Source organism: Xanthomonas sp. NCPPB 1638, from assembly GCF_041475635.2.
GTDB classification, from domain to species: domain Bacteria; phylum Pseudomonadota; class Gammaproteobacteria; order Xanthomonadales; family Xanthomonadaceae; genus Xanthomonas; species Xanthomonas cucurbitae.
The window spans coordinates 3,080,900-3,100,871 of the sequence record NZ_CM192984.1 but is presented as its reverse complement, the minus strand read 5'-3'; the positions used below and the strand labels follow the sequence as shown (position 1 = coordinate 3,100,871).

At 64.2% G+C, this 19,972-nt stretch carries 18 protein-coding genes and 2 pseudogenes; 16 read left to right on the top strand and 4 right to left on the bottom strand.

Features of this window, described 5'->3' with window-relative positions; translation table 11 throughout:
• Positions 1 to 6 precede the first annotated feature (6 nt).
• The 3 genes from ACCQ13_RS13415 to ACCQ13_RS13405 all read right to left on the bottom strand — a co-directional run bounded on the left by ACCQ13_RS13415 (position 7) and on the right by ACCQ13_RS13405 (position 2,848).
• The gene (locus tag ACCQ13_RS13415; RefSeq protein WP_104603089.1) at positions 7 to 258 is read right to left on the bottom strand and encodes a WGR domain-containing protein; all 252 of its coding nucleotides are present in this window, start codon (positions 256 to 258) and stop codon (positions 7 to 9) included.
• A gap of 938 nt (positions 259 to 1,196) precedes the next feature.
• Entirely contained in the window at positions 1,197 to 2,309 is a 1,113-nt protein-coding gene (gene aroB, locus ACCQ13_RS13410; protein WP_104603092.1) for a 3-dehydroquinate synthase, read from the bottom strand.
• Entirely contained in the window at positions 2,306 to 2,848 is a 543-nt protein-coding gene (locus ACCQ13_RS13405; RefSeq protein ID WP_104603093.1) for a shikimate kinase, read from the bottom strand. Before ACCQ13_RS13405 ends, aroB begins: the two co-directional genes overlap by 4 nt.
• 199 nt (positions 2,849 to 3,047) lie before the next feature.
• Here ACCQ13_RS13405 and pdxH point away from each other — a divergent pair, with 199 nt between their 5' ends.
• The 8 genes from pdxH to ACCQ13_RS13365 all read left to right on the top strand — a co-directional run bounded on the left by pdxH (position 3,048) and on the right by ACCQ13_RS13365 (position 8,988).
• On the top strand, positions 3,048 to 3,647 hold the full coding sequence (gene pdxH / locus ACCQ13_RS13400; protein WP_104603105.1) for a pyridoxamine 5'-phosphate oxidase: 600 nt from the start codon (positions 3,048 to 3,050) through the stop codon (positions 3,645 to 3,647).
• Between the two features lie 166 nt (positions 3,648 to 3,813).
• Positions 3,814 to 4,230 (top strand): YjfI family protein, encoded by a 417-nt coding sequence (locus ACCQ13_RS13395; protein ID WP_104603094.1) that lies wholly within the window; start codon positions 3,814 to 3,816, stop codon positions 4,228 to 4,230.
• A gap of 10 nt (positions 4,231 to 4,240) precedes the next feature.
• A complete protein-coding gene (locus ACCQ13_RS13390) occupies positions 4,241 to 5,014 on the top strand; it encodes a PspA/IM30 family protein (protein ID WP_104603095.1) in 774 nt (257 codons plus the stop codon).
• 27 nt (positions 5,015 to 5,041) lie between these two features.
• The gene (locus ACCQ13_RS13385) at positions 5,042 to 6,121 is read left to right on the top strand and encodes a potassium channel family protein (RefSeq protein WP_159407329.1); all 1,080 of its coding nucleotides are present in this window, start codon (positions 5,042 to 5,044) and stop codon (positions 6,119 to 6,121) included.
• On the top strand, positions 6,118 to 6,795 hold the full coding sequence (locus ACCQ13_RS13380; RefSeq protein ID WP_208800661.1) for a YjfK family protein: 678 nt from the start codon (positions 6,118 to 6,120) through the stop codon (positions 6,793 to 6,795). Before ACCQ13_RS13385 ends, ACCQ13_RS13380 begins: the two co-directional genes overlap by 4 nt.
• Before the next feature lie 34 nt (positions 6,796 to 6,829).
• Positions 6,830 to 7,234, top strand: a complete 405-nt coding sequence (locus ACCQ13_RS13375; RefSeq protein ID WP_104603098.1) for a DUF350 domain-containing protein — start codon at positions 6,830 to 6,832, stop codon at positions 7,232 to 7,234.
• A 13-nt stretch (positions 7,235 to 7,247) separates the two neighbouring features.
• Entirely contained in the window at positions 7,248 to 7,820 is a 573-nt protein-coding gene (locus ACCQ13_RS13370) for a DUF1190 domain-containing protein (RefSeq protein WP_104603099.1), read from the top strand.
• Position 7,821: 1 nt separating this feature from the next.
• Positions 7,822 to 8,988: a glutathionylspermidine synthase family protein gene (locus ACCQ13_RS13365; protein WP_104603100.1), complete on the top strand. Its 1,167-nt coding sequence runs from the start codon at positions 7,822 to 7,824 to the stop codon at positions 8,986 to 8,988.
• A gap of 442 nt (positions 8,989 to 9,430) precedes the next feature.
• On the opposite strand, the gene ACCQ13_RS13360 is transcribed toward ACCQ13_RS13365, so the two are convergent.
• Positions 9,431 to 10,801, bottom strand: a complete 1,371-nt coding sequence (locus tag ACCQ13_RS13360; protein ID WP_159407327.1) for an MFS transporter — start codon at positions 10,799 to 10,801, stop codon at positions 9,431 to 9,433.
• A gap of 97 nt (positions 10,802 to 10,898) precedes the next feature.
• Here ACCQ13_RS13360 and soxR point away from each other — a divergent pair, with 97 nt between their 5' ends.
• From soxR to ACCQ13_RS13320, 8 genes and pseudogenes are all read left to right on the top strand, one after another.
• Positions 10,899 to 11,351 (top strand): redox-sensitive transcriptional activator SoxR, encoded by a 453-nt coding sequence (gene soxR / locus ACCQ13_RS13355; RefSeq protein ID WP_159407997.1) that lies wholly within the window; start codon positions 10,899 to 10,901, stop codon positions 11,349 to 11,351.
• A pseudogene (locus tag ACCQ13_RS13350) lies at positions 11,348 to 12,454 on the top strand (hypothetical protein); the annotation flags it as partial. The gene soxR and the pseudogene ACCQ13_RS13350, both read left to right, overlap by 4 nt.
• Before the next feature lie 470 nt (positions 12,455 to 12,924).
• Positions 12,925 to 13,246: pseudogene (locus ACCQ13_RS13345) on the top strand (type IV secretory system conjugative DNA transfer family protein); the annotation flags it as partial.
• A 46-nt stretch (positions 13,247 to 13,292) separates the two neighbouring features.
• Positions 13,293 to 13,748, top strand: a complete 456-nt coding sequence (locus tag ACCQ13_RS13340; protein WP_159407326.1) for a hypothetical protein — start codon at positions 13,293 to 13,295, stop codon at positions 13,746 to 13,748.
• A 740-nt stretch (positions 13,749 to 14,488) separates the two neighbouring features.
• The gene (locus ACCQ13_RS13335; RefSeq protein ID WP_425510986.1) at positions 14,489 to 16,576 is read left to right on the top strand and encodes a hypothetical protein; all 2,088 of its coding nucleotides are present in this window, start codon (positions 14,489 to 14,491) and stop codon (positions 16,574 to 16,576) included.
• Positions 16,577 to 16,654: 78 nt separating this feature from the next.
• Positions 16,655 to 17,986, top strand: coding sequence for a type IV secretory system conjugative DNA transfer family protein (locus tag ACCQ13_RS13330; protein ID WP_223214328.1), 1,332 nt, complete (start codon positions 16,655 to 16,657; stop codon positions 17,984 to 17,986).
• A 39-nt stretch (positions 17,987 to 18,025) separates the two neighbouring features.
• Positions 18,026 to 19,009, top strand: a complete 984-nt coding sequence (locus ACCQ13_RS13325) for an IS5 family transposase (protein ID WP_159406471.1) — start codon at positions 18,026 to 18,028, stop codon at positions 19,007 to 19,009.
• Positions 19,010 to 19,170: 161 nt separating this feature from the next.
• Positions 19,171 to 19,554, top strand: a complete 384-nt coding sequence (locus ACCQ13_RS13320; RefSeq protein ID WP_274391963.1) for a type IV secretory system conjugative DNA transfer family protein — start codon at positions 19,171 to 19,173, stop codon at positions 19,552 to 19,554.
• Positions 19,555 to 19,972 lie beyond the last annotated feature (418 nt).

Sequence of the window (19,972 nt, the reverse complement as noted above, 5' to 3'; positions counted from 1 at the left end):
GTGTCCTCAAAGCGCCGCGTCGGCGCCGCCGTTAATGAGTTGGAAGCCGCGTTTGAGCTGGGTGTCGCGGGCCTTTTCGAATGCCCGGTCGGCCTCGTGCTGCAGCAGGTATTGATCGCGTCGTAGCTGCGTGCGCCCACCGATCTGGCCGCTTTCGCGCAGCAGTTCCCAGCCACCGAACAGATCCGGTTGCAGGGTCAGCTGGACGTAGCGAAGCGGCTGGTGACCGCCGGAATCGTGTTGCAGGAGGATGCGCATGTCGCCGATTGTAGCCGGGCACTGCTGAAGGCGGCATGGGCCGGAGGCGGTGCGACCGCTCCGGGCGCGAAGGTTTCGCACCGAGGTGGGTGCCGTATCGGGAACGCCTGTCGCGCTCGGGCGCGCTCCTACGGGGCGGGATGGTGATGGCGTGTGTGGTCAGGCGGCGGTTGATGCGCAGCAGGGCAAGGCGATCGATTCGGAACACATGACGCGTAGGAGCGTGCCTGCGCGCGACGAGGCTTTCCCGGGAACGCCTGTCGCGCTCGGTCGCGCTGCTACGGGTCGGGATGGTGATGGTGTGTGCGGTCAGGCGGCGGCTAGTGCGCAGCAGGGCGAGGTGATCGATTCGGAGCACATGGACGCGTAGGAGCGTGCCTGCGCGCGACGGTGCTTTACCGGGAATGCCTGTCGCGCTCGGGCGCGCTCCTACGGGTCGGGATGGTGATGGCGTGTGTGGTCAGGCGGCGGTTGATGCGCAGCAGGGCAAGGCGATCGATTCGGAACACATGACGCGTAGGAGCGTGCCTGCGCGCGATGGCGCTTTACCGGGAATGCCTGTCGCGCTCGGTCGCGCTGCTACGGGGCGGGATGGTGATGGCGTGTGTGGTCAGGCGGCGGTTGGTGCGCAGCAGGGCGAGGCGATCGATTCGGAGCACATGGACGCGTAGGAGCGTGCCTGCGCGCGACGGTGCTTTCCCGGGAATGCCCATCGCGCTCGGGCGCGCTCCTACGGGGCGGGATGGTGATGGCGTGTGTGGTCAGGCGGCGGTTGATGCGCAGCAGGACGAGGCGATCAATTCGGAACCCATGACGCGTAGGAGCGTGCCTGCGCGCGATGGCGCTTTACCGGGAACGCCTGTCGCGCTCGGTCGCGCTCCTACCAGGCGCCTGAGTGCCCATCGCACCTCCGTTGCCATCGCTGGCCGGGGCAGGCCCTAGCCAGCCAGGATCTCCAGCACCACGGCCTCGTCCACGTCAGGCACCACTTCGGCCTTGCCAATGCCGCGCCACAGCACCAGTCGCAGGCGTCCGGCCAGGTTTTTCTTGTCCAGCCGCATGCGCCCGAGCAAGGCCTCGGGCGCCAGGCCGGCCGGGATTTCGGTCGGCAGGTCGAAGTCGCGCAGCAGGGCGCGCAGCGCTTCGGTGTCCTGCGGGGTGCTCATGCCCAGCGCCGCCGACAGGTGGGCGGCCAGCACCATGCCCACCGCCACCGCTTCGCCGTGGTTGAGATTGTCGTTGCCCGGCGCGCCGTAGCCCTGTTCGGTTTCGATGGCGTGGCCGAAGGTGTGGCCCAGGTTGAGCAGGGCGCGTTCGCCTTTTTCCAGCGGGTCGCGCGCCACGATCTCGGCCTTGTGCTCGCAACTGCGGGCGATCGCCTGCGCCAGCGCGGCCGCATCGCCGTCCAGCAAGGCGCGGCGTTCGGCGTGCAGCCACTGGAAGAACAGCGGGTCGCGGATGGCGCCGTACTTGATGACTTCGGCCAGGCCGGCGCGCAGTTCGCGCGCGGGCAGGGTGCGCAAGGTATCGGTATCGGCGATCACCGCACGCGGCGGATGAAATGCACCGACCAGGTTCTTGCCCTGCGGGATGTCCACGGCGGTCTTGCCCCCCACCGACGAATCCACCATGGCCAGCAGGCTGGTGGGCAGTTGCACGCAATCCACCCCGCGCATCCAGCAGGCAGCGGCGAAACCGGCCAGGTCGCCGACCACGCCGCCGCCGAGCGCGAACACGCAGGCGTCGCGGGTGGCGCCCAGCTCGGCCAGCGCCGCAATGCTCGCGCCGAAGTTGTCCAGGGTCTTGGAGGCTTCGCCGGCGGCGATCACCAGCTCGCCCAGCAGCAATTCCGGGCGTGCCTGCAGCAGCGCACGGCGCACGCCGGCCGCGTAATGCGGGGCCACCTGGGTGTCGCTGAGCAGCAGCGCGTGGCGGCCGCGGACGTGGCTGGCCAGGCGCGCGCCGTCGGCCAGCAGGCCCGGGGCGATGGTGATGGTGTAGGGGGTTGCGCCGTCGACATCGACGCTGCGCGAGGAACGGGGAAGTGTCATGCGGGGGGACTCGACATGCGCCATTGCGCGGCCAGCCGCAGCACCAGCTGCGCAGTGGCCTCGGCGGGAGAGAAATGATCGGTTTCCAGCGTGAGGTCGGCGACCTCCTGGTACAACGGAGTGCGCTGGGCGGCCATCGCGTGCAGCACCTGCGTGCGATCGGCGCGCTGCAGCAGCGGGCGGTTGCGATCGCGTGCCAGCCGTGTGAGTTGGGCTGGCACGCTGACATGCAGGTAGACCACGAAGCCGCGCTCGCGGATGTGCTGCCGGTTGCGTGTATCCAGCACTGCGCCACCACCGGTGGAGACCAGCTTGTTGTGTTGCTGCAGCAGCGCCTGCAGGGTGTCTGCTTCCAGCTGCCGGAAGCGCGCTTCGCCGTGCTGTTCGAAGATGGCCGGGATGCTGCTGCCGGCCTGCTCGACGATGGCCTGGTCCACATCCACGAAGTCCAGCCCGAAGCGCTCGGCCAGGCGGCGGCCGATGCAGCTTTTTCCGGCGCCCATCGGGCCGACCATCACGAGATTGGGAGCGGGATTCATGCACCGCGATCCTAGCATTCACGCTCGTGTGCCGGGCCAATGGATGCGCGCTGAAATCCTCCCGGCCACGCCGCGCCGGCCGTTGCCGCGTTGCGGATCGCTCCGCTGCGCCCGCAACAGCAGGCCGCGGTCGTCAAGCCCGGGACAAGTGCCCACGATGCGCCCACAATGGGCACCCACCTGGCTGCCACGCACCGTCATGCCCGATCTGTACGCCGAAGCCCTTGCCACCTTCACCGCGCTCTACGCCGAGGCGCACGACAGCGCCGAGCTGGAAGCCAGCGCCATGACCGTGGCCACCGCCAACGTGGATGGGCGGCCGAGCGCGCGCACGGTTCTGCTCAAGGCCTTCGATGCCCGCGGCTTCGTGTTCTACACGCACCTGGACAGTGCCAAGGGGCGCGACCTGCAGACCCATCCACAGGCAGCGTTGCTGTTCCTGTGGCGCAGCCTGCGCGAGGCCGGCGTCCAGGTGCGCATCGAGGGCGGCGTGCAGCTGGTGAGCGCGGGCGAAGCCGATGCCTATTTCGCCTCGCGTCCGCGCATGAGCCAGATCGGGGCCTGGGCGTCGCTGCAATCGCAGACGCTGGGCTCGCGTGCCGAATTCGATGCGGCGATCGCCAAGGTCGAAGCCACCTTTGAAGGCCGTGACGTACCGCGCCCGGATGGCTGGGGAGGCTTTCGGGTGGTGCCGCAAGCGTTCGAGTTCTGGTACGGCGCCAGCTTCCGCCTGCACGAGCGCTGGCGCTATGAGGCCGACGCGGCCAGCCACTGGACCAAGCGGATGCTGTATCCGTGAGGCGGTCGCGCCCGGTGGCATCGACGGCGGTGCCGTGGTGCGCGCAATCCAGGTGCCGGGCACGGGATGGCCGGGCCGGGCGGGCCTTTCTGCCGGTCGCGAACAGTCTGTAGTATGTCTGCCCATCGCATGACCACGGTTGCATGACTAAAGGACAGGACACCGTATGACGCAGTACACCACCGTCGACCTGCACGGCCTGTTGGCCGAGCGCTACCGCGGACAGCCGATCGAGGTCGAACTGATCGACGGCCTGGAGCCGGCGATCAACCTCACCCTGGCCGATCACGGCGACATGCAGATCCAGGTCGCCGCCTCCGGCTCGCAGATCTTCGTCTCCACGTTGCTGGCGCATGCCGAGCAGGTGAGCGACCGGGCCGCGTTCAACGACGCCTGCCTGCGGCTCAATCCGCTCAATCCACTCTCCAACCTGGGCCTGGTCCAGGTCGAGGGCAAGGACAGCTACGTGGTGTTCGGCGAGCTGTCGGCCTCGTCCACGCTCGAGCAGATCGACGAGGAAATCCAGACCCTGGCGGCCAATACACTGGATGCCGCCGAATCTCTCAAGCCGTTTTTTTCATAAAGGCGTTGTCATGAGTATCTTTTCCAAGCTGATCACGCTGCTGCGTGGGACCGCACACGAAACCGGCCAGAAGGCCGTGGACGCCAATGCCTTGCGCATCCTGGACCAGGAAATGCGCGATGCCGGCGCCCAGCTCACGCGTTCGCGCGAGGAGCTGACCAAGCTGATGGCGCAGAGCAAGCTCGCCCAGCAGAAGATCGACGCGCGCGCCGGCAAGATGGCCGAGTACACGCGCTATATCGAAGGTGCGCTGGCCAAGAACGACGAAGCGCTGGCGCACGACGTGGCCGCCAAGCTGGCCGCGCTGGAAAGCGAGGATGCCGGCGACAAGTCTTCCAAGAGCGCGCTCGACCAGTCGGTGGTCACGCTCAAGGCCACCATCCAGAAAACCGAGAACCAGCTGCGCGGCATGCGCCAGCAGATCGATACGGTCAAGGCCACCGATGCCGTGCAAAAGGCGCAGGCCGCCATCGCCGCGCGCCATTCCGGTGCCAGCAGCAAGATGGGGTCGGCGCTGGAGTCTCTGGAACGCATCAAGGCGCGGCAGGCGGAAACCTCTGCGCGGATCGAGTCGGCCGAAGAACTCGAAGCCTCCAGCGGCGATGGCGATCTGAACCGGCGCCTGGCCGCGGCTGGTCTGATGGAAGGCGAATCTAATGCCGCTGCGGTGCTGGCCCGTTTCAAGAAGCCGGCCGCGCAACTGGGCCACGACAATGCCAGCGGGACTACGCCCTTGGTCGGCCAGGTCCGCGACGTGCAGCAGGTTCCGCGCAGCGACAGCTGATCCCACCCGCCGGGCACAGGACGCGCCATGATTCTTGTCGGACGGTTGTTCCGGGTCTTGCGGCGCCATGTGCGCCGCGTCAGCTGGGGGATGGTGGCGCTGGCATTGCTCGCGCACATGGGCCTGAGCTGGGTGTTGTTGCTGCTGGCCGGCGAGCACAAGCTCGTCGGCCTGGACGCGTTTCCGTATTACTACATGACCACTGCCACCACCATCGGCTATGGCGACCTGTCGCCGGGGTCGGTGGCCGGGCGCTATGTTGCCGCGTTCGTGCTGATGCCGGGCGCGGTGGCGTTGTTCGCCACGGTGCTGGCCAAGACCAGCGCAGTGCTCATCACCTTCTGGAGGCGTCATTCCATGGGCAAGATGGCCTACGACGCGTTGCGCGGGCACACCATCCTGATCGGCTGGCAGGGCGCGGCGTCCACCCGTTTGCTGGAATTGTTGCTGTCCGATACCGCCACCGACGACGAGGGCGTGGTGCTGGTGGCCGAAGGCATCGCCGAAAACCCCATGCCCGACCATATGCGTTTCGTCGCGGCCGAGTCCTACACGCATACCGAGGTGTATCTGCGTGCCGGCATCGCCGGCGCGGCGCGGGTCATCGTCAACCCGCCGTCCGATGACCAGACCCTGGCGGCGGTGTTCGCGTTGATGGCGCACGCGCCGACTGCACATGTGGTGGCGCATTTCGATTCGGCCAGCGCTGCGCGGCTGGTCAACTGCCATTATCCGTCGATCGAATGCACGCGGCCGATGACCGCCGAACTCCTGGCCCGCGCCGCGCAGGACCCCGGCAGCGCGGCGATCACCGCCGAACTGCTGTCGGTGGACGATGGCCCCACCCAGTTCAGCCTGGCCGTGCCAGCCCATGTCCAGATGCTTGATTACAGCCGGCTTGCGGCCGATTTCAGCCAACGTGGCGCCTTGCTGCTCGGCCTGCGTGCGCCAGACGGCGCGCTGTGCTTGAACCCGCCAGCACGCACCGCTGTCGCCGCCGGTGCCATGCTGTACTACCTGGCAGAGCAGCGCGTGCCTGCACAGGCAATTGCATGGGCCGCGCTGCGTGCCGAATCCTCCTTTCCTGCATCGCCACAAGGTCTCTGACGATGAGTTTTTTCAGCAAGTTGTTCGGCCAACCACAACCACCGGCATTGCCGACCGCCGGCACCGGCGCGATCGGGCATGCGCTGCCGTTGGGGCTGCGCGTGGGCGGGCAGGTCGCCATCGACACCACGCTGTACCGCATGGCGCCGGACGCGATGATTGCCGAACTCCCCGGCGGAAACCAGGGCATTCCGTGCTACGGCCATGTCGATCTGGGCGATGGGTATTCGCTGCACCGCTTCTATCTGGATGACGATGCGTTCCTGCAGGTCACCACCGTGGGCGGCGATCTGGAAGCGATGAAGGCGTTCGTGTATTGCGAAACGGTGAACCCGCCCAGCAAGCAGGCGTTCCAGGAGTTCGTGATGCAGCACCCGCACCTGGGCGCGGCGCAGATCGAGTACGCCGGCAAGCGCTGGCAGCGTGCCACCCAGTCTACCGACGAGGCCGCGCGCATTCCGCCGATCGCCTACGACGAAGTGCTGTACCGCTACCAGCCGCCGCGTCGCGACGGCGACCTGACCCACTACGCCATGCTCTACAGCCGCCAGGTACCGGAGCTGCAGCGCGAGGAATTCCTGCTGGTCACCGGCGAGGATTCTGGCCCCAACGAGTTCTGCGTTACCTATGCGGTCGGGATCGACGTCACCGTTGCCGATCTGGACATCACCTGAGCCAGCGCTCGCCCCTTCCTCAACCGGTCCTGTCATGAACCCGATCAACCTGCAAAGCTTTCTGGCATTTCTTTCCTACTTCGGCACCGGCCTGGGCGTGCTGATCGTCTCGGTGGTGCTGGTGACCCTGGTCACCCCGCACAAGGATTTCACCTTGCTGCGGCAGGGCAACGTGGCCGCTGCCACCGCGCTGGCCGGCAACCTGATCGGCGTGGCGCTGCCGCTGCATTCGGCCATCACCCATTCGGTGAGCCTGATCGATGCCTTGATCTGGGGCCTGGTGGCCTGCGGTATTCAGGTGGTGGCGTATCTGCTGGCCAATCTGGTGGCCGGGCGCATTTCGCGCCAGATCACCGACAACGTCACCGCCGCGGGCATCTTTTCTGCCGGCGTGTCGATCGCTGTGGGCCTGATCAACGCCGCGGCGATCACGCCGTAACGGAGCCTGCGCCATGAAGCGATCACGCAACCTCAAGCTCACCCTGATGGCCGCCTTGCCGGCAGCCTTGGCCACCGGCTGCGGCTCGGAGCCAGAAACCGGGGTAGTGCTGCAATCGGCATCGGACTGTTACCAGATCAAACAGGAACAGGGCAGCATCGAACAATGCCTCAAGGCCTACGATGAGGCGGCTGCCAAACACCAGCAGACCGCGCCGCGTTTCAATACCCGCTACGAGTGCGACGAACAATTCGGCAGTTGCACTGCGATACAGAACCAGGGCCAGCAGAGCTGGGTTCCGCCGATGGGCGGATTCCTGCTGGGCTATGCGCTGGGCAATATGAGCGGTGGTGGCGGTTATCGCTATGGCGGTGCAATTCCGTTGTATCGCGATTACCGTAGCGGCGGTTTCTACAAGCCCAATGGCGACCTGGCTAGCAATCGCATCGGTACGGTGCGCGGGCGCAGCGGCAGCATCGACATGCCGACGCGCGCGATCACCGTGTCGCGCTCGGGTTTCGGCTCCAGCGCAGCGGCACGCAGCTCGTTCGGCAGCGGCGGGCGCAGTTCGGGGTTCGGCGGCTGACATGCAACGCATCGCCATCGCCGAACGCCCGGATTGGCGCACCCAGGCCGAGTCGCTCGGCTTCCATTTCCACACCATCGATGGCGAGCCGTACTGGGACGAGCGCGCGTACTACGCATTTTCGTTGCGGCAGATCGAAGACGACATCGAAGCGCCCACCCAGGACTTGCACGACATGGCGATGCAGTTGGTGGGTGAGGTGGTCGGCTCGGAGGAGTTGCTGACCAGGCTGGCCATCCCGCCGTTCTATTGGGACTGGATTGCCGGCTCCTGGAACGACCGCGACCCGCATTTGTACGGCCGCATGGACCTGGCCTACTCCGGCGATGGCCCGGCCAAGCTGTATGAACTCAATTACGACACGCCCACCGCGTTGTACGAGGCAGCCTACTTCCAGTGGTTGTGGCTGGAGCAGCAGATCGCCGCCGGGGCGTTGCCCAAGGGCAGCGACCAGTACAACCTGATCCAGGACCTGCTGTGCGAAACGCTGGGCGCGCTGGCGATGGAGGGCGCGGTCGGCGCACAAATGCACTTCGCCGCCGTGCGCGAATCGCTGGAAGACCGCGCTACGGTGCGTTACCTGCGCGACTGCGCGCACCAGGTGGGCATCGCGACCGAAGAAGTCGCCATCGAAGACATCGGCCTGAGCGCTGAGGGCTGGTTCACCGACGAGCAGGACCGCGTGATCCAGACCTTGTTCAAGCTCTACCCGCTGGAATTCATGATGGAAGAGCGCTTTGGGCCGGCGTTGATCGCCAACCGCGTGCGCCTGATCGAGCCGGCCTGGAAATCGGTATTGAGCAACAAAGGCATCCTGCCGCTGCTGTGGGAACGGCACCAGGGCCATCCGAATCTGCTGCCCGCGCGTTTCGCGCAGGCAAACGAAGCGGCAAGCGCCGGTTGGGTGCGCAAGCCGCTGCTGTCGCGCGAGGGCGCCAATATCTCCCTGGTGACCGCACAGGGCGAGACCGCACAGACCGACGGGCCGTATGTGGACGGGCCGGCGATCCTGCAGGCGCACCATCCATTGCCGGTGTTCGATGGCCGTCATGCGCTGGTGGGCAGCTGGGTGGTGGCCGACCGCCCGGCCGGGCTGGGCATGCGCGACGACGATGGCCCGATCACGCGCGACACCTCGCGTTTCGTGCCGCATGTGATCCTGGATTGAGGGTGGTGCCTCGCACATCCCGCAACCGCAGGCAAGTCGCTGTGGATCTGCGAGGCAGTGCGGGTTTTCCACACCCCCTGTGGATGGACGTTGCACAAGGCTGTGGACAAGTGCCGGCAGGCCCCGGCCCGCAACGCTGTCAAGATGGGTGGCGAAAAAATGACCAATCAGTTGCGGTGACGTATCCGCCGTGCTGATTGAGGCAATGCCGGCAAGATCGGCAAAGTCTTCGCTGGTCCCGCGCGTATCGATGCGTCGCATGCGGGGCCGGCAGGAGAGGGCGCATCAGATCGTCGGTTGGGGCAACGGTGCAGGCGATGCACGCGATGCCCATCGAACGGCGGCGACAGTGCGGCAGCGCCATCCGCACGCCACGATCAACAGGGCGTCAGTCTCCCGCCTTCCGTTGCGGAGAAGTGCGCCACCACGCATGCGTGGCGCCTCAGACCCGCCGCGCCACCACCAGGCTGAGCACCGCCAGCAGCCAGGCCAGCACGAACACGCTCAGATAGGCGGCCATGGTGGCCGATGCCAGCAGCGCGGCGAACAACGCGCCCGCCAGCGCCAGCATGCCGGCCACCGCAATGGCTTCGCTCAACTGCATCGCCGAGCTGTTGGCTCCTTGCCGATCGGGCGGCGACAGTGACAGGGTCAACACCGACAGGCTGGGATACAGCAGCCCCATGCCCAGCCCGGTCAAGGCCCAACCGGCAATCGCCAGTGGCACCGGAAAGGCCGGCCACACCGCGCCTGCGCCGATCGCGATCCCCACCATCATCAACACTGCTCCAGCCTGGAGCAGGCGCGGTCGCGGCCAGCCGGCACGGCTATGGCCTTGGTACCACGAGCCACTGAACCAGCCCAACGCACCCACGCTCAGTGCGACACCGGCCAGCAATGGCGACAACCCGCGCTCACGCGACAGCAGCAGCGGCAGGAACGCTTCGAAGCCGAAGAACGCCGCCGCCGCGATACCGCGCAGTGCGATCACGCTGGGCAGGCCACGCGCCAGCCGCAAGCTGCCGGCCGGCAACAACTGCCAGGCGCAATACACCGTGAGCAGCAGCGCCGGCAGCATCGCCACCGGCGCACGCATGCCGTGCAGTTGCCCACCTAGGTACACACCGAGCACGCCGGTGGCCGCGCCGATCGCCCAGCCCAAGACCGCATTCGATTCGGTGGCGGTGGTGTTCGACCAGGTGCGCCCGCGCAAGGCCGGCCACAGCATCAGCCCGGCTGGAATCGCCAGCAGCGGGACCGACAGGAATACCCAGCGCCAGCCGGCGTGCTGCACGATCAAGCCGCTGATGCTCGGCCCGATCAACGACGGCACCACCCAGCCTGCAGAAAACGCCGAGAACACCCGCGGCCGCAGGTGTTCGGGATACAGCCGCCCGACCAGGACATACAGCGCCACCGAATAGGCACCGGCGCCCAACCCCTGCAGCAGCCGGCCGGCGATCAACAGCGGCATGCTCGGCGCCAGGCCGGCGATCAACAGGCCGAGCACGAAGCACAGCAGCCCGGCGCCCAGTGCGCCACCGGGGCCGCGACGGTCGCTCCAGCGCCCGGCCGCAGTCATGCCCACCACGCTGGTGGCCAGCGTGCCGCCGAACGCCAGCGCGTACAGCGGCAAGCCGTTCAATTCGCGCGCCACGGTCGGCATGGCGGCGGCCACCGCCAGCGATTCGAAGGCATTGAGCGAAACCAGCGCCACCATGCCGAGCGTGGCGGCGCGATACGGCGCTGCCAGGATCGAAGTGGGGTGCGTGTCGTGCAGCGGTGCGGCGGGCGGTGCGGTATTGGTGGGCATCGAACATCCAGGGCGGGTGGGCATGAGCAGAACCGTGCTGCTTGCATCGGTCATGGCCGCGCAGCATCCTGCCTCAACCAAGGTTGAGGTCAAGGCAATGCAGCGGGAGTTGTCGGTGGGCGAGGTGGCCAAGCGCAGCGGCGTGGCGGTATCGGCGCTGCATTTCTACGAGCGCAAGGGGCTGATCCGCAGCCTGCGCACCGCGGGCAATCAGCGGCGTTATGCGCGCGATGTGCTGCGGCGGATTGCAGTGATCCGCGTGGCGCAACGGTTAGGTGTGCCGTTGCAGCAGGTGCTGGACGCCTTCTCGGTCTTGCCGGATCAGCGCACGCCCACACGCGCGGAGTGGGCGCGCATGTCCGCACGCTGGCGCGAGCAGCTGGATGCACGCATCGGCGAACTGCAGGCCTTGCGCGACCAGCTCACCGATTGCATCGGCTGCGGCTGTCTCTCGCTGCGGCGTTGCCGGTTGAGCAATCCGAACGATCGATTGGCCGACGATGGCGACGGCGCGCTGCGATTGGGTGCGCCGACGTCCCGCCAGTTTTGAGTAGCGCCGCAATCGGGCCGATGGCCTTGATCGCCGTCGATGCGTATTTCATGAGCAAGGCGGGGGAGAAAGCCGCCGAGTTGCTCGACAACCGCGCCATCTACACCCAGACCGATCGCCAGGGGACGCGGTGGTCGTTCAACGGCACCGCGTGGGCGCGCGAGGGCAAGGCCGATACCACCGATGATGGCGTGGACAATCCCACTTCCACGCAGATCGTGGCCAGCTACGCCAAAGCTCGCGAACTCAATTATCAGGCTACCAACGCCGCTGCCGCGCTGGCGCTGAAAGATGCTCCAGCACCGCAGGATCCGTACCGTTTGCCGGCCAACACCACCGATCCGCCCAGCCTGAGCACGGCCGACTGGGCGCGCGATCCCAACGATGGGCAATGGCGGCGCACGCTGCAAAGCGGTGTGGTCGCAGACGCCGATAGCGCGGTGTATCGCACCGATATCGCCGCGCCAGCGCGCGCAGCGGAACTGGACGCACAAGCGCAGCAAGTGATCGCCGGGAACATCGCCAACAGCCCAGGCGCAATTGCGGCGCGCTATGAATTGGCTTATCAGCGCAGCGGCTGGGCCCCCGCCGGTTTGCCATTGTCGGACACACTCCGGCAGGCCCTGCCGAATCCAGATGCGTTGACCGCATCGGATGACCACGCCTATCACCGCGATGCGGAGGGCCACTGGTCCGGTGAGGGTGGCGTTGCCGTCGGCAATGTGGCGCTGGAACTGGAGACCACGCTCCGCCTGCTGCAGCCGGCCCTGGCCGAGCATGCACAGGTCGTTGCGGCCATCGCGCAATCGCGGCCCTCGCCGCAGGATCAACAGCGCGAGGAAACGTTGTACCGCTATCGCATCACGGGCACCGAGCTCAAACCGGATTGGCAGCAAGCCATCGAATTGGCGACCCAGCGCACGCGCGCAGCGCATGGACTCACCGGCGATGGCGCCATGAAACTCCAACGTGGCCCGGCCGGCACGTTTGGCGCCGATAGTCCGATTGCGCATCTGCAACGCGATGCCGATGGGGTGGACCGTGTTGCCGCAGTGACCAGCAGTGAGGACATTCGTCAGGCGTTGCGTGAGGTACAGCTGCGCGGGCAGGGATTGGCGACTGACGCTGAAAGCACGCCGCCGCAATTGGCCGCGCAGCCCTCGCAGCCTAACGCCCAGCAGGTCCCGCCGCACGCGGCGCCCGAGATTGCCACGCTCGCCACCGTCAACGTGCGTGCACCCGGAGTCGACAACGCGTCTGCGCCAGCCATCCCGGCTACCGGACCTTCGGTTACACCGCCAGCGCTACGCACTGACAACGGCTCGTCTACTATCGCAGGAGTACCAACCAATTTTGTGCCCAGCGATCAGGGACACCTGCAACCCGGCGACCGTGGTGCCGAGGTACTGGCGCTGCAGGCCAGCCTGATTCAGCTGGGGATCAACGAACGGATCAAGATGCCGGTGGTTATCAACGTCACCTACGATCAGCGCACCGCGTCAGCGCAGCGGAAGCGATGGAGGCAGAAATCGCAGTATTCAAATCAGCAGTTGTACTTGACTCTTGAGACGGCCATGCCTTACAAGCCTCCTATGCCCGTCGCGAGCAGAAAGACGCAAGTGAATACTCATATGTGCTCGGCCACACCACACCACGGTCGCACACGAGTTGCAAAAAAAGCGGCGTGTCGCACTCTGAGACAGGCAAGCGCCGCGCATCGATGCTGCCGCAGGAGCGGAAAGTGATGTATTTTGACAAGGAAGTTTTTCTCTATGAAGGATCTCAAGCCCGGTTCTCTGCGAGAAGATCATTCTTTCGAAGATAATTGCTTTACTAAACGGCTGCTGCCGAGGGTCGAAACTAAGACGCTGTCTTTCGCTCTTCAGAGCTGGTGAAATTAGCTGTTGACGAAAAATTCCAAGCCATTGTCGGGAAGTAAAAATGCCATTTTTGAATGAGTTTATTCCTGAGTCGGATGTTGTTAAATATAACCTGGAAGCGATCGACAGGGACTTCGTGGTCGGTGGCACCAATGCAAGAGACTGGACAATCGACCGTGACCGCAATATGTATCTTCGCAATGTTGCAAATGGGGCGGGCGCTGAAATTGAAATCAGAAACCAGACAAAATTCTCATTCCATTGGCATGGCGAGATTTTAACGCTGAGACTGGATTTGATCGGCGGTGGAGGTGCGCGAGATCAGTCCGGATGGTCCCATTGGAGACTGATGTGGATCAATGACGGGAAAGGACTGCCCGCGCATCTTAAGGTTGACAAGGGCCAATTCATAGCTGACCTCCAAGATGCCTTGCTCGCATACAAGGATTTTGGCGTCCATTCCAGAAATACGGGCTACCACGTCGTTTTTGAAGTAGATGAGGGGTGCTCGGTGTGAATGACACAATATCTGCCCAGGACGCAATCGAGAGGATTCGTCAGAACCCCGGCGATTACCAAACACCAGAATCGCTGCGGTCGCTTGCCGCACATGTGGATGCAAATGCTCCAGGCCAGGTCACTGTTCTCTACAGCGGTCCAGCAGCGAAGGATATCTGGTCGACTGATGTCATTGGATCGATGGTCGATTCTGGGGAAGATATCCGGGTTATCGATAAAAGTCAGGCATCGAAATTTCTTAATTCCCGCGAGTTCTACACCGCGCTCGCTGACATCCACGAAATTTCGCCTCGTGAGCTGATAGAGGGATCTCATCGCGGACCCGCCACAGAGTGGCTTTACCACCCCACGCAAGGTCCTTGGGCAGACGCGTCTGGACGGTTTGCCGATGCAACCGTGGGTGAGGTTCGTGCCATCGTAGGCGACGCTCAGCCAAGCCGTGTCTTTGGCGAAATTGAAGTGCCTCGCATTCTTGCCAATCCGAACGTCACCTCGATTGAGGGGCTTCCGCGTGAGGCGCTGGTTGGTGTCAAAGATCGGCTCGGTCAGCAAGCTGCCTTTGAGCTGATCGTGGCCCGTGCGCGTGAACACGAAGGCATGTTGCGCATCCCTGCCAGTGATGATGCGCTACGCGATAACAAAGTCCTGAGGCTTGATAACAGGGAGTATTTTCGGGGAACGTCGATTGAGGGGACGTCAAAGGCGTTGGACCAAAGCACGCTTCCGCTCAGTCAGCGTATGAATCCGCCAACCGAGCATGCCCTGGCGGGTCAGCAACGCTGGGATGAATGGCAGGGACGCAATACCCAAACCACGCCGGAACCTGAAATCCCAGGCTTGCGTCGTGTCGGGATGACAGCAGGGCTTGCGGGTTTGGGCGTTGCCGCGACCGCTTACGACGCATTACAAGCCGGGGAGCGTGTTGGCACACTCTTGGCACAAGACAACCTCACCGCTGCGCGCTCGGAAGCACTGCACTTTGCTTCCCGAGGCGTGGGCGGCTGGGCGGGAGGCGCCGCCGCCGCTGCGGTTGTTGGCACAACCGGTGCAGGACCGGTCACGCTGGTGGTGGCTGATGGCTATCTGTTCAGTGCCGCTGCCGACAAGGCCGCGACCCTGTGGGACAACCGCCAGATCTATGCACAGACTGACAAGCAGGGCGTGAGCTGGGAGTTCAATGGCAACCAGTGGCTTCGACAAGAGAAGGCCAACCTGCCAAACGACGGCGTCGATTCGCTGCAGAAGCAGGCCATGTTCGCACTGCCCGAGAAAGCGCGCGAGCTGAACTATTACGCCAGTAGCGAAGCGACCGAGCAGGCGCTGGGCAAGGTGCAATCCAGTAATCCCTATGTGCAGCCGTACAGTGAGGTAGATACTGCGCATCTCTACGCGCGGGATTGGCGGCATGACCCGACGAATGGCCGGTGGTCACGGATGATCGCTGACGAAGTCGATAGGAACGATCGACCTGTCTGGACGGTTGATCCGGCAAGCCCCGAGCGCAGTGCTGCGCTTGACCAACAAGCAGCCCAAGTGGTGGACGCGAATATCACCCGAGGTCCGGCTGCGATTGCAGCGACCTATCAGGCTGCCCATCAGCGCAATGGCTGGAACGATTTCGGTCCAGTGCCAGCTGCCGTGCAGGCGGCCTTGAACCCGGATTCGCTTCAAGCATCGGACGGCAGGCAATATGAGCGCGATACGCAGGGTCAGTGGCTGCACGACGGTGTTGCTGCCGAAGGCAATGTCCCGCTGGAGCTCAACGCGACGCGTGAGCGCTTGCAACCGGCATTGGAGCAGCATATGCAGGCAATGGCACAGATGCCCTCGCGGCAGACGCCAACCCTGCAGCAGCAAGATCAGGCCAATACCGAGGCGACCTATGTCGCCTATGGCGTTGCGCCCAATGCCCAGACCGCAGGCGCAATCCAGCTAGCGGTGCAACGTACACGTGAGGCAAACGAGATCGATGCAGCGACCAGCTCTTTGGCATTGGAGCGTGATGCGACCGGTCAATACTCGGTGGACAGTCCCATCCAGCATCTGAAGCGGGACGCCGATGGTGCGGTGCGTGTTGCGGCAACCACCAGTACCGACGACATCCAACAGGCACTTGGCGAGGTGGAGGCACGCCATCAGGCGCAGGCGCCATCGCAGGATGCTCAGCAGCGCCAGGCCCAGGTGCCCATCATGCACGATGGGTCTGCGCGGCCAGCGCCGAGGGCGCCTGCCAGCGCGCAATCCAGCCAGCAGCAGGACATGCACCCGCAAGCGATGGAACAGCAACGCCAGTGGCAATTGCAGCAGGAGCAGCAATCGCAACTGCAGCTCTTGCAGCAACAGCAGCGAGAGAAACGCGCCGAGGACGAGAAAACCCGCGAAGCGCAACGCGAAGAGGCACAGGTGGCCACCGCCACCGAGAACGGCGAGCGCGCGCCTCCCTCGCCAGATTTGCTGCCCTACAGCGACCCCGCCCATCCCCGGCATGCACTTTATGCGGACGTGCAAGAGCGGATGCAGAAGCAGGGCCACGATTTTTCGGAAGAGCGCCTGACTCAGATCACCGCAGCGCTGAACGAGTCCTACTTCAAGCCCGGCTGGAAGGGCGAGTTCTATGTGGCGCGCGACACGGTGTATGCGGCCAGTTACGACCATCCCCTGGGATTGGCGTGTCTGCCGATACACGAGCCGGCACCGTCGATTCAGGCCTCGATGCAGGTGGCGCAGGCCGGCGATCTGGAGCATGCACGCATCAATCAGATCATCGCCCAGGACCGCCTGCAAGCCCAATCGCAAGCACAGTCGCAGCCCGGCATGGGCATGTGATACGGCGGGTGCGCGCCTGCCGGCTCTGGCACGCGACGCGTCCAACCGCTGCCTGCAACGACATACGGAGATGGGCGCATGAGTAGCAAGGCAAAGGCGGGCGTTGCAGCGATCTTGTTGATCCTTGCACTGGTCGCCGGGTTGTATTTATCCGGCTTTATCACTTTGGCGCTGCTGAAGCTGCAGGTGCCGCTGAAAGCAACGACCTACTTGGAATATTGGCGGGGGCTAGACCTGCCGCAAGTGAAACCGTACGTTCTTCGCATCAAGATCGCCGGCATCCTCGGCTTTGGCCTACCCCTGCTCGGATGGGCGCTGCTGCTGATCCCGATGCTCAGGAGCAAGCAGCAATCCCTACATGGGGAAGCCAGTTTTGCCACGGTCGCGGATCTGCAAAAGGCCGGCATGCTCGATAAGAAGCCGGAGAGCATCCTGGTCGGCAAGCTCAAGGGCCGCTCCATCTACATCAACGGTGCGCTGCATGTCATCGTGGTGGCCCCCACCCGCTCGGGCAAGACCACCTCCATTGCCATCCCGGTGCTGCTGACCTACCAGCAGTCCATGGTGGTGCTCGATCTGAAGGGCGAACTGTTCAAGGCCACCAGCGGCTACCGGGCCTCGCAAGGGCAAGCGATCTACGTCTGGGCGCCGTACGCCACCGATGGCAGAACGCATCGCTTCAACCCACTGACGCTGGTGCCGGACGATCCGCGCGAGCGCATCGCGTCCATCCAGACCATGGCCGCGATCCTGTATCCGGACGAACCGGGTAAGGATAGCTTCTGGGTCACCCAGTCACGCGCCGCATTCGTGGCGTTCGCTTGTTTCATGTTCGAGCGATGGGACACCATGCGCAGCCGGGGCTTCGATAGCGTGGACGATCCCAACCAGGGCCCGTTCTTTCCAAGCCTGGAGCGCCTACTGCGCTTGTCCACGGGCGGTGATGGTGGTGAGAGCACCAACGATCTGTTGAAAATGCTACTCACCGATAAAAACTACAGTTACCTCAGCCCACAGACCCGCTCTACCTTCAGCGCGCTCGCAGGGTTGGCCGAACAGACCTTCTTCTCGGTCATGGCCACCATGCAGGCCCCGTTGCAGCAGTTCTTGAGCCCGATCCTGGCGGCCGCCACCAATGCCACCGACATCGACGTCACTGCGATCCGCAAACGGCTCACCACCGTCTACGTCATCATCCCCACCCAGAAACTGGATGAAAGCAGCAAGCTGTTGAATATCTTCTTCAGCTCCGTCATCGGAAATAATCTCGATAAGCAGCTCAACGAAGATCCTGCCATCAAGTATCAGATGCTGATGCTCATGGATGAATTCACCGCCATGGGTCGGGTCGATGTCTGGGCCAAGCGCATCTCGATCTCGGCTAGGGACGCTCTGAACAAAGCAGCCTGATCTGCGACAATTGACCGACGATCCAAGCGGACGATTTCGATGCAACTGAGCTTTGGCGACGCGGAGTACAACGGCAAGCGCAAGCGAACACGGCGGGAGGTGTTCCTGGCCGAGATGGATCAGGTGGTGCCTTGGAAGGCCTTGCTGGCGCTGATCGAACCGCACTATCCCAAGTCGGGCCAGCCTGGTCGACAGCCGTATCGACTGGAGACGATGCTGCGGATTCACTTTCTGCAGCAGTGGTATGCGCTGAGCGACCCTGGGGCAGAAGAGGCGTTGTACGACACGTTGTCGATGCGGCGTTTTGCGAAGATCGGCGGCCTGGATGGGGTGCCGGATGAGACCACGATTCTCAACTTTCGGCATCTGCTGGAACAGCACGACTTGGCACGCAAGCTGTTTGATCGAGTGAACGCGCATCTGTCACGCAAGGGCCAGAGCTTGCGTGGTGGCACGATCGTGGATGCCACGATCATTGCTGCGCCCAGTTCGACCAAGAACAAGCAGGGCGAACGCGATCCGGAAATGCACCAGACCAAGAAGGGCAACCAGTACTACTTCGGGATGAAAGCGCACATTGGCGTGGATGATGAGTCCGGGTTGGTGCACCACGTGGAATGCACGGCAGCCAACGCGGCGGACATCACGCAGGCGCACAAACTGCTGCACGGCAAGGAAGACACGGTGAGCGGGGACAGCGGCTACACCGGACTGGACAAGCGCGAAGAGATGGCGAGCAAGCGCAAGCTGCGCTACCTGATCGCAGAAAAGCGCTCGAAGTTGAAGCAGATCAAGAACAAACGCGCGTTGAAGCGGGCAAAGCGTTGGGAGCACACCAAGGCCAGCCTGCGGGCGAAGGTGGAGCATCCGTTCCGCGTTATCAAACGCCAGTTCGGCTACGTCAAGGTGCGCTATCGCGGTTTGGCGAAGAACACCGCGCAGGTGTTGACGCTGTTTGCGCTGTCGAACCTGTGGCAGAAGCGAAAGCACTTATTGCCTGCGATGGCCGAGTTGCGTCTGTAATCCGGGGAAACCCTCGGAAATGCGCTGAAAACGGCGAAAATCGAGGGTCTGAACGAGTTTTACGCGACCCAGGACGGCTTTTTCCGTCTCCTGGCTGCGTTGATCAGACAATCCCTAGCTACGGCGTGCGCGATTTGTGCATCATCCAGAGTCAATCGCAGTTGCGTGCAACCTATGGCGCCGACGATGCGAAGAACTTCATCACCAACCATGCGGCCAGCATCGTGTTCACCCCGCGCGAGCAGGAAGATGCCAATGCCTACAGCGACATGCTGGGCTATGCAACCATCGGCAGGCAGCACCGCTCCACCAGCAGCGGCGGTGGCGCAAGCAACGTGTCCTACAGCTATACCGAAGAACGCCGTGCACTGATGCTGCCGCAGGAAATCAAGGAGCTGCCCGGTGATGATGAGTTGCTGTTCTTTGAAGGCAGCAAGCCGATCCGCTGCGAAAAGAACTGGTTCTTCAAGGACAGCGTACTGAAAAGCCGCATCATGGACCCGGTGGCAGTGCCTGCGCCCGGGCCGGAGCAGGCACTGCAGTAGCGCCGGGTCCCTGGAGCGGATCACCCGGTGTGACGGGCGCACTTCCCCCTGCATTGCCCGGCGGCAGGGCAAGGTGGAAGAGAGATTCCCCTGGCCAGCGGCCTCGTCAGCAATGCCCCGGTAGCACTCCACCCACCTCGGAGGGTGCCCTGGTGGCTGCCGCGCGCCCCGGTACGCGCAGTGCCCAGCGATGCATGGCGCGTCTGGATCACTCCGCGTTTGCGCAGTCGCCGCGCACGCAGCTGCACAGGGCGTCGCAGCGTGCAACGTTCACTGCCCGCAACGTCCTGCTGCGCGCGATCGGGTGGTAACGCTTACAACCGCGCTGCGCTTGGAGCCCCCTGACGAGCTCTAGCGACTGTCATTTCCACTGTAACCGTGCAGGCGCATCACTATGCTGCAACGCACGGTGACAAGC

What these genes read in the sequence shown, in the direction of transcription:
- ACCQ13_RS13335 (WP_425510986.1), top strand. Translation starts at nt 14,489, where the DNA reads ATGAATCCGCCAACCGAGCATGCCCTGGCGGGTCAGCAACGCTGGGAT.
- ACCQ13_RS13390 (WP_104603095.1), top strand. Translation starts at nt 4,241, where the DNA reads ATGAGTATCTTTTCCAAGCTGATCACGCTGCTGCGTGGGACCGCACAC.
- ACCQ13_RS13405 (WP_104603093.1), bottom strand. Translation starts at nt 2,848, where the DNA reads ATGAATCCCGCTCCCAATCTCGTGATGGTCGGCCCGATGGGCGCCGGA.
- ACCQ13_RS13330 (WP_223214328.1), top strand. Translation starts at nt 16,655, where the DNA reads ATGAGTAGCAAGGCAAAGGCGGGCGTTGCAGCGATCTTGTTGATCCTT.
- ACCQ13_RS13360 (WP_159407327.1), bottom strand. Translation starts at nt 10,801, where the DNA reads ATGCCCACCAATACCGCACCGCCCGCCGCACCGCTGCACGACACGCAC.
- ACCQ13_RS13325 (WP_159406471.1), top strand. Translation starts at nt 18,026, where the DNA reads ATGCAACTGAGCTTTGGCGACGCGGAGTACAACGGCAAGCGCAAGCGA.
- pdxH (WP_104603105.1), top strand. Translation starts at nt 3,048, where the DNA reads ATGCCCGATCTGTACGCCGAAGCCCTTGCCACCTTCACCGCGCTCTAC.
- ACCQ13_RS13365 (WP_104603100.1), top strand. Translation starts at nt 7,822, where the DNA reads ATGCAACGCATCGCCATCGCCGAACGCCCGGATTGGCGCACCCAGGCC.
- ACCQ13_RS13415 (WP_104603089.1), bottom strand. Translation starts at nt 258, where the DNA reads ATGCGCATCCTCCTGCAACACGATTCCGGCGGTCACCAGCCGCTTCGC.
- ACCQ13_RS13375 (WP_104603098.1), top strand. Translation starts at nt 6,830, where the DNA reads ATGAACCCGATCAACCTGCAAAGCTTTCTGGCATTTCTTTCCTACTTC.
- aroB (WP_104603092.1), bottom strand. Translation starts at nt 2,309, where the DNA reads ATGACACTTCCCCGTTCCTCGCGCAGCGTCGATGTCGACGGCGCAACC.
- soxR (WP_159407997.1), top strand. Translation starts at nt 10,899, where the DNA reads ATGCAGCGGGAGTTGTCGGTGGGCGAGGTGGCCAAGCGCAGCGGCGTG.
- ACCQ13_RS13340 (WP_159407326.1), top strand. Translation starts at nt 13,293, where the DNA reads ATGCCATTTTTGAATGAGTTTATTCCTGAGTCGGATGTTGTTAAATAT.
- ACCQ13_RS13395 (WP_104603094.1), top strand. Translation starts at nt 3,814, where the DNA reads ATGACGCAGTACACCACCGTCGACCTGCACGGCCTGTTGGCCGAGCGC.
- ACCQ13_RS13370 (WP_104603099.1), top strand. Translation starts at nt 7,248, where the DNA reads ATGAAGCGATCACGCAACCTCAAGCTCACCCTGATGGCCGCCTTGCCG.
- ACCQ13_RS13385 (WP_159407329.1), top strand. Translation starts at nt 5,042, where the DNA reads ATGATTCTTGTCGGACGGTTGTTCCGGGTCTTGCGGCGCCATGTGCGC.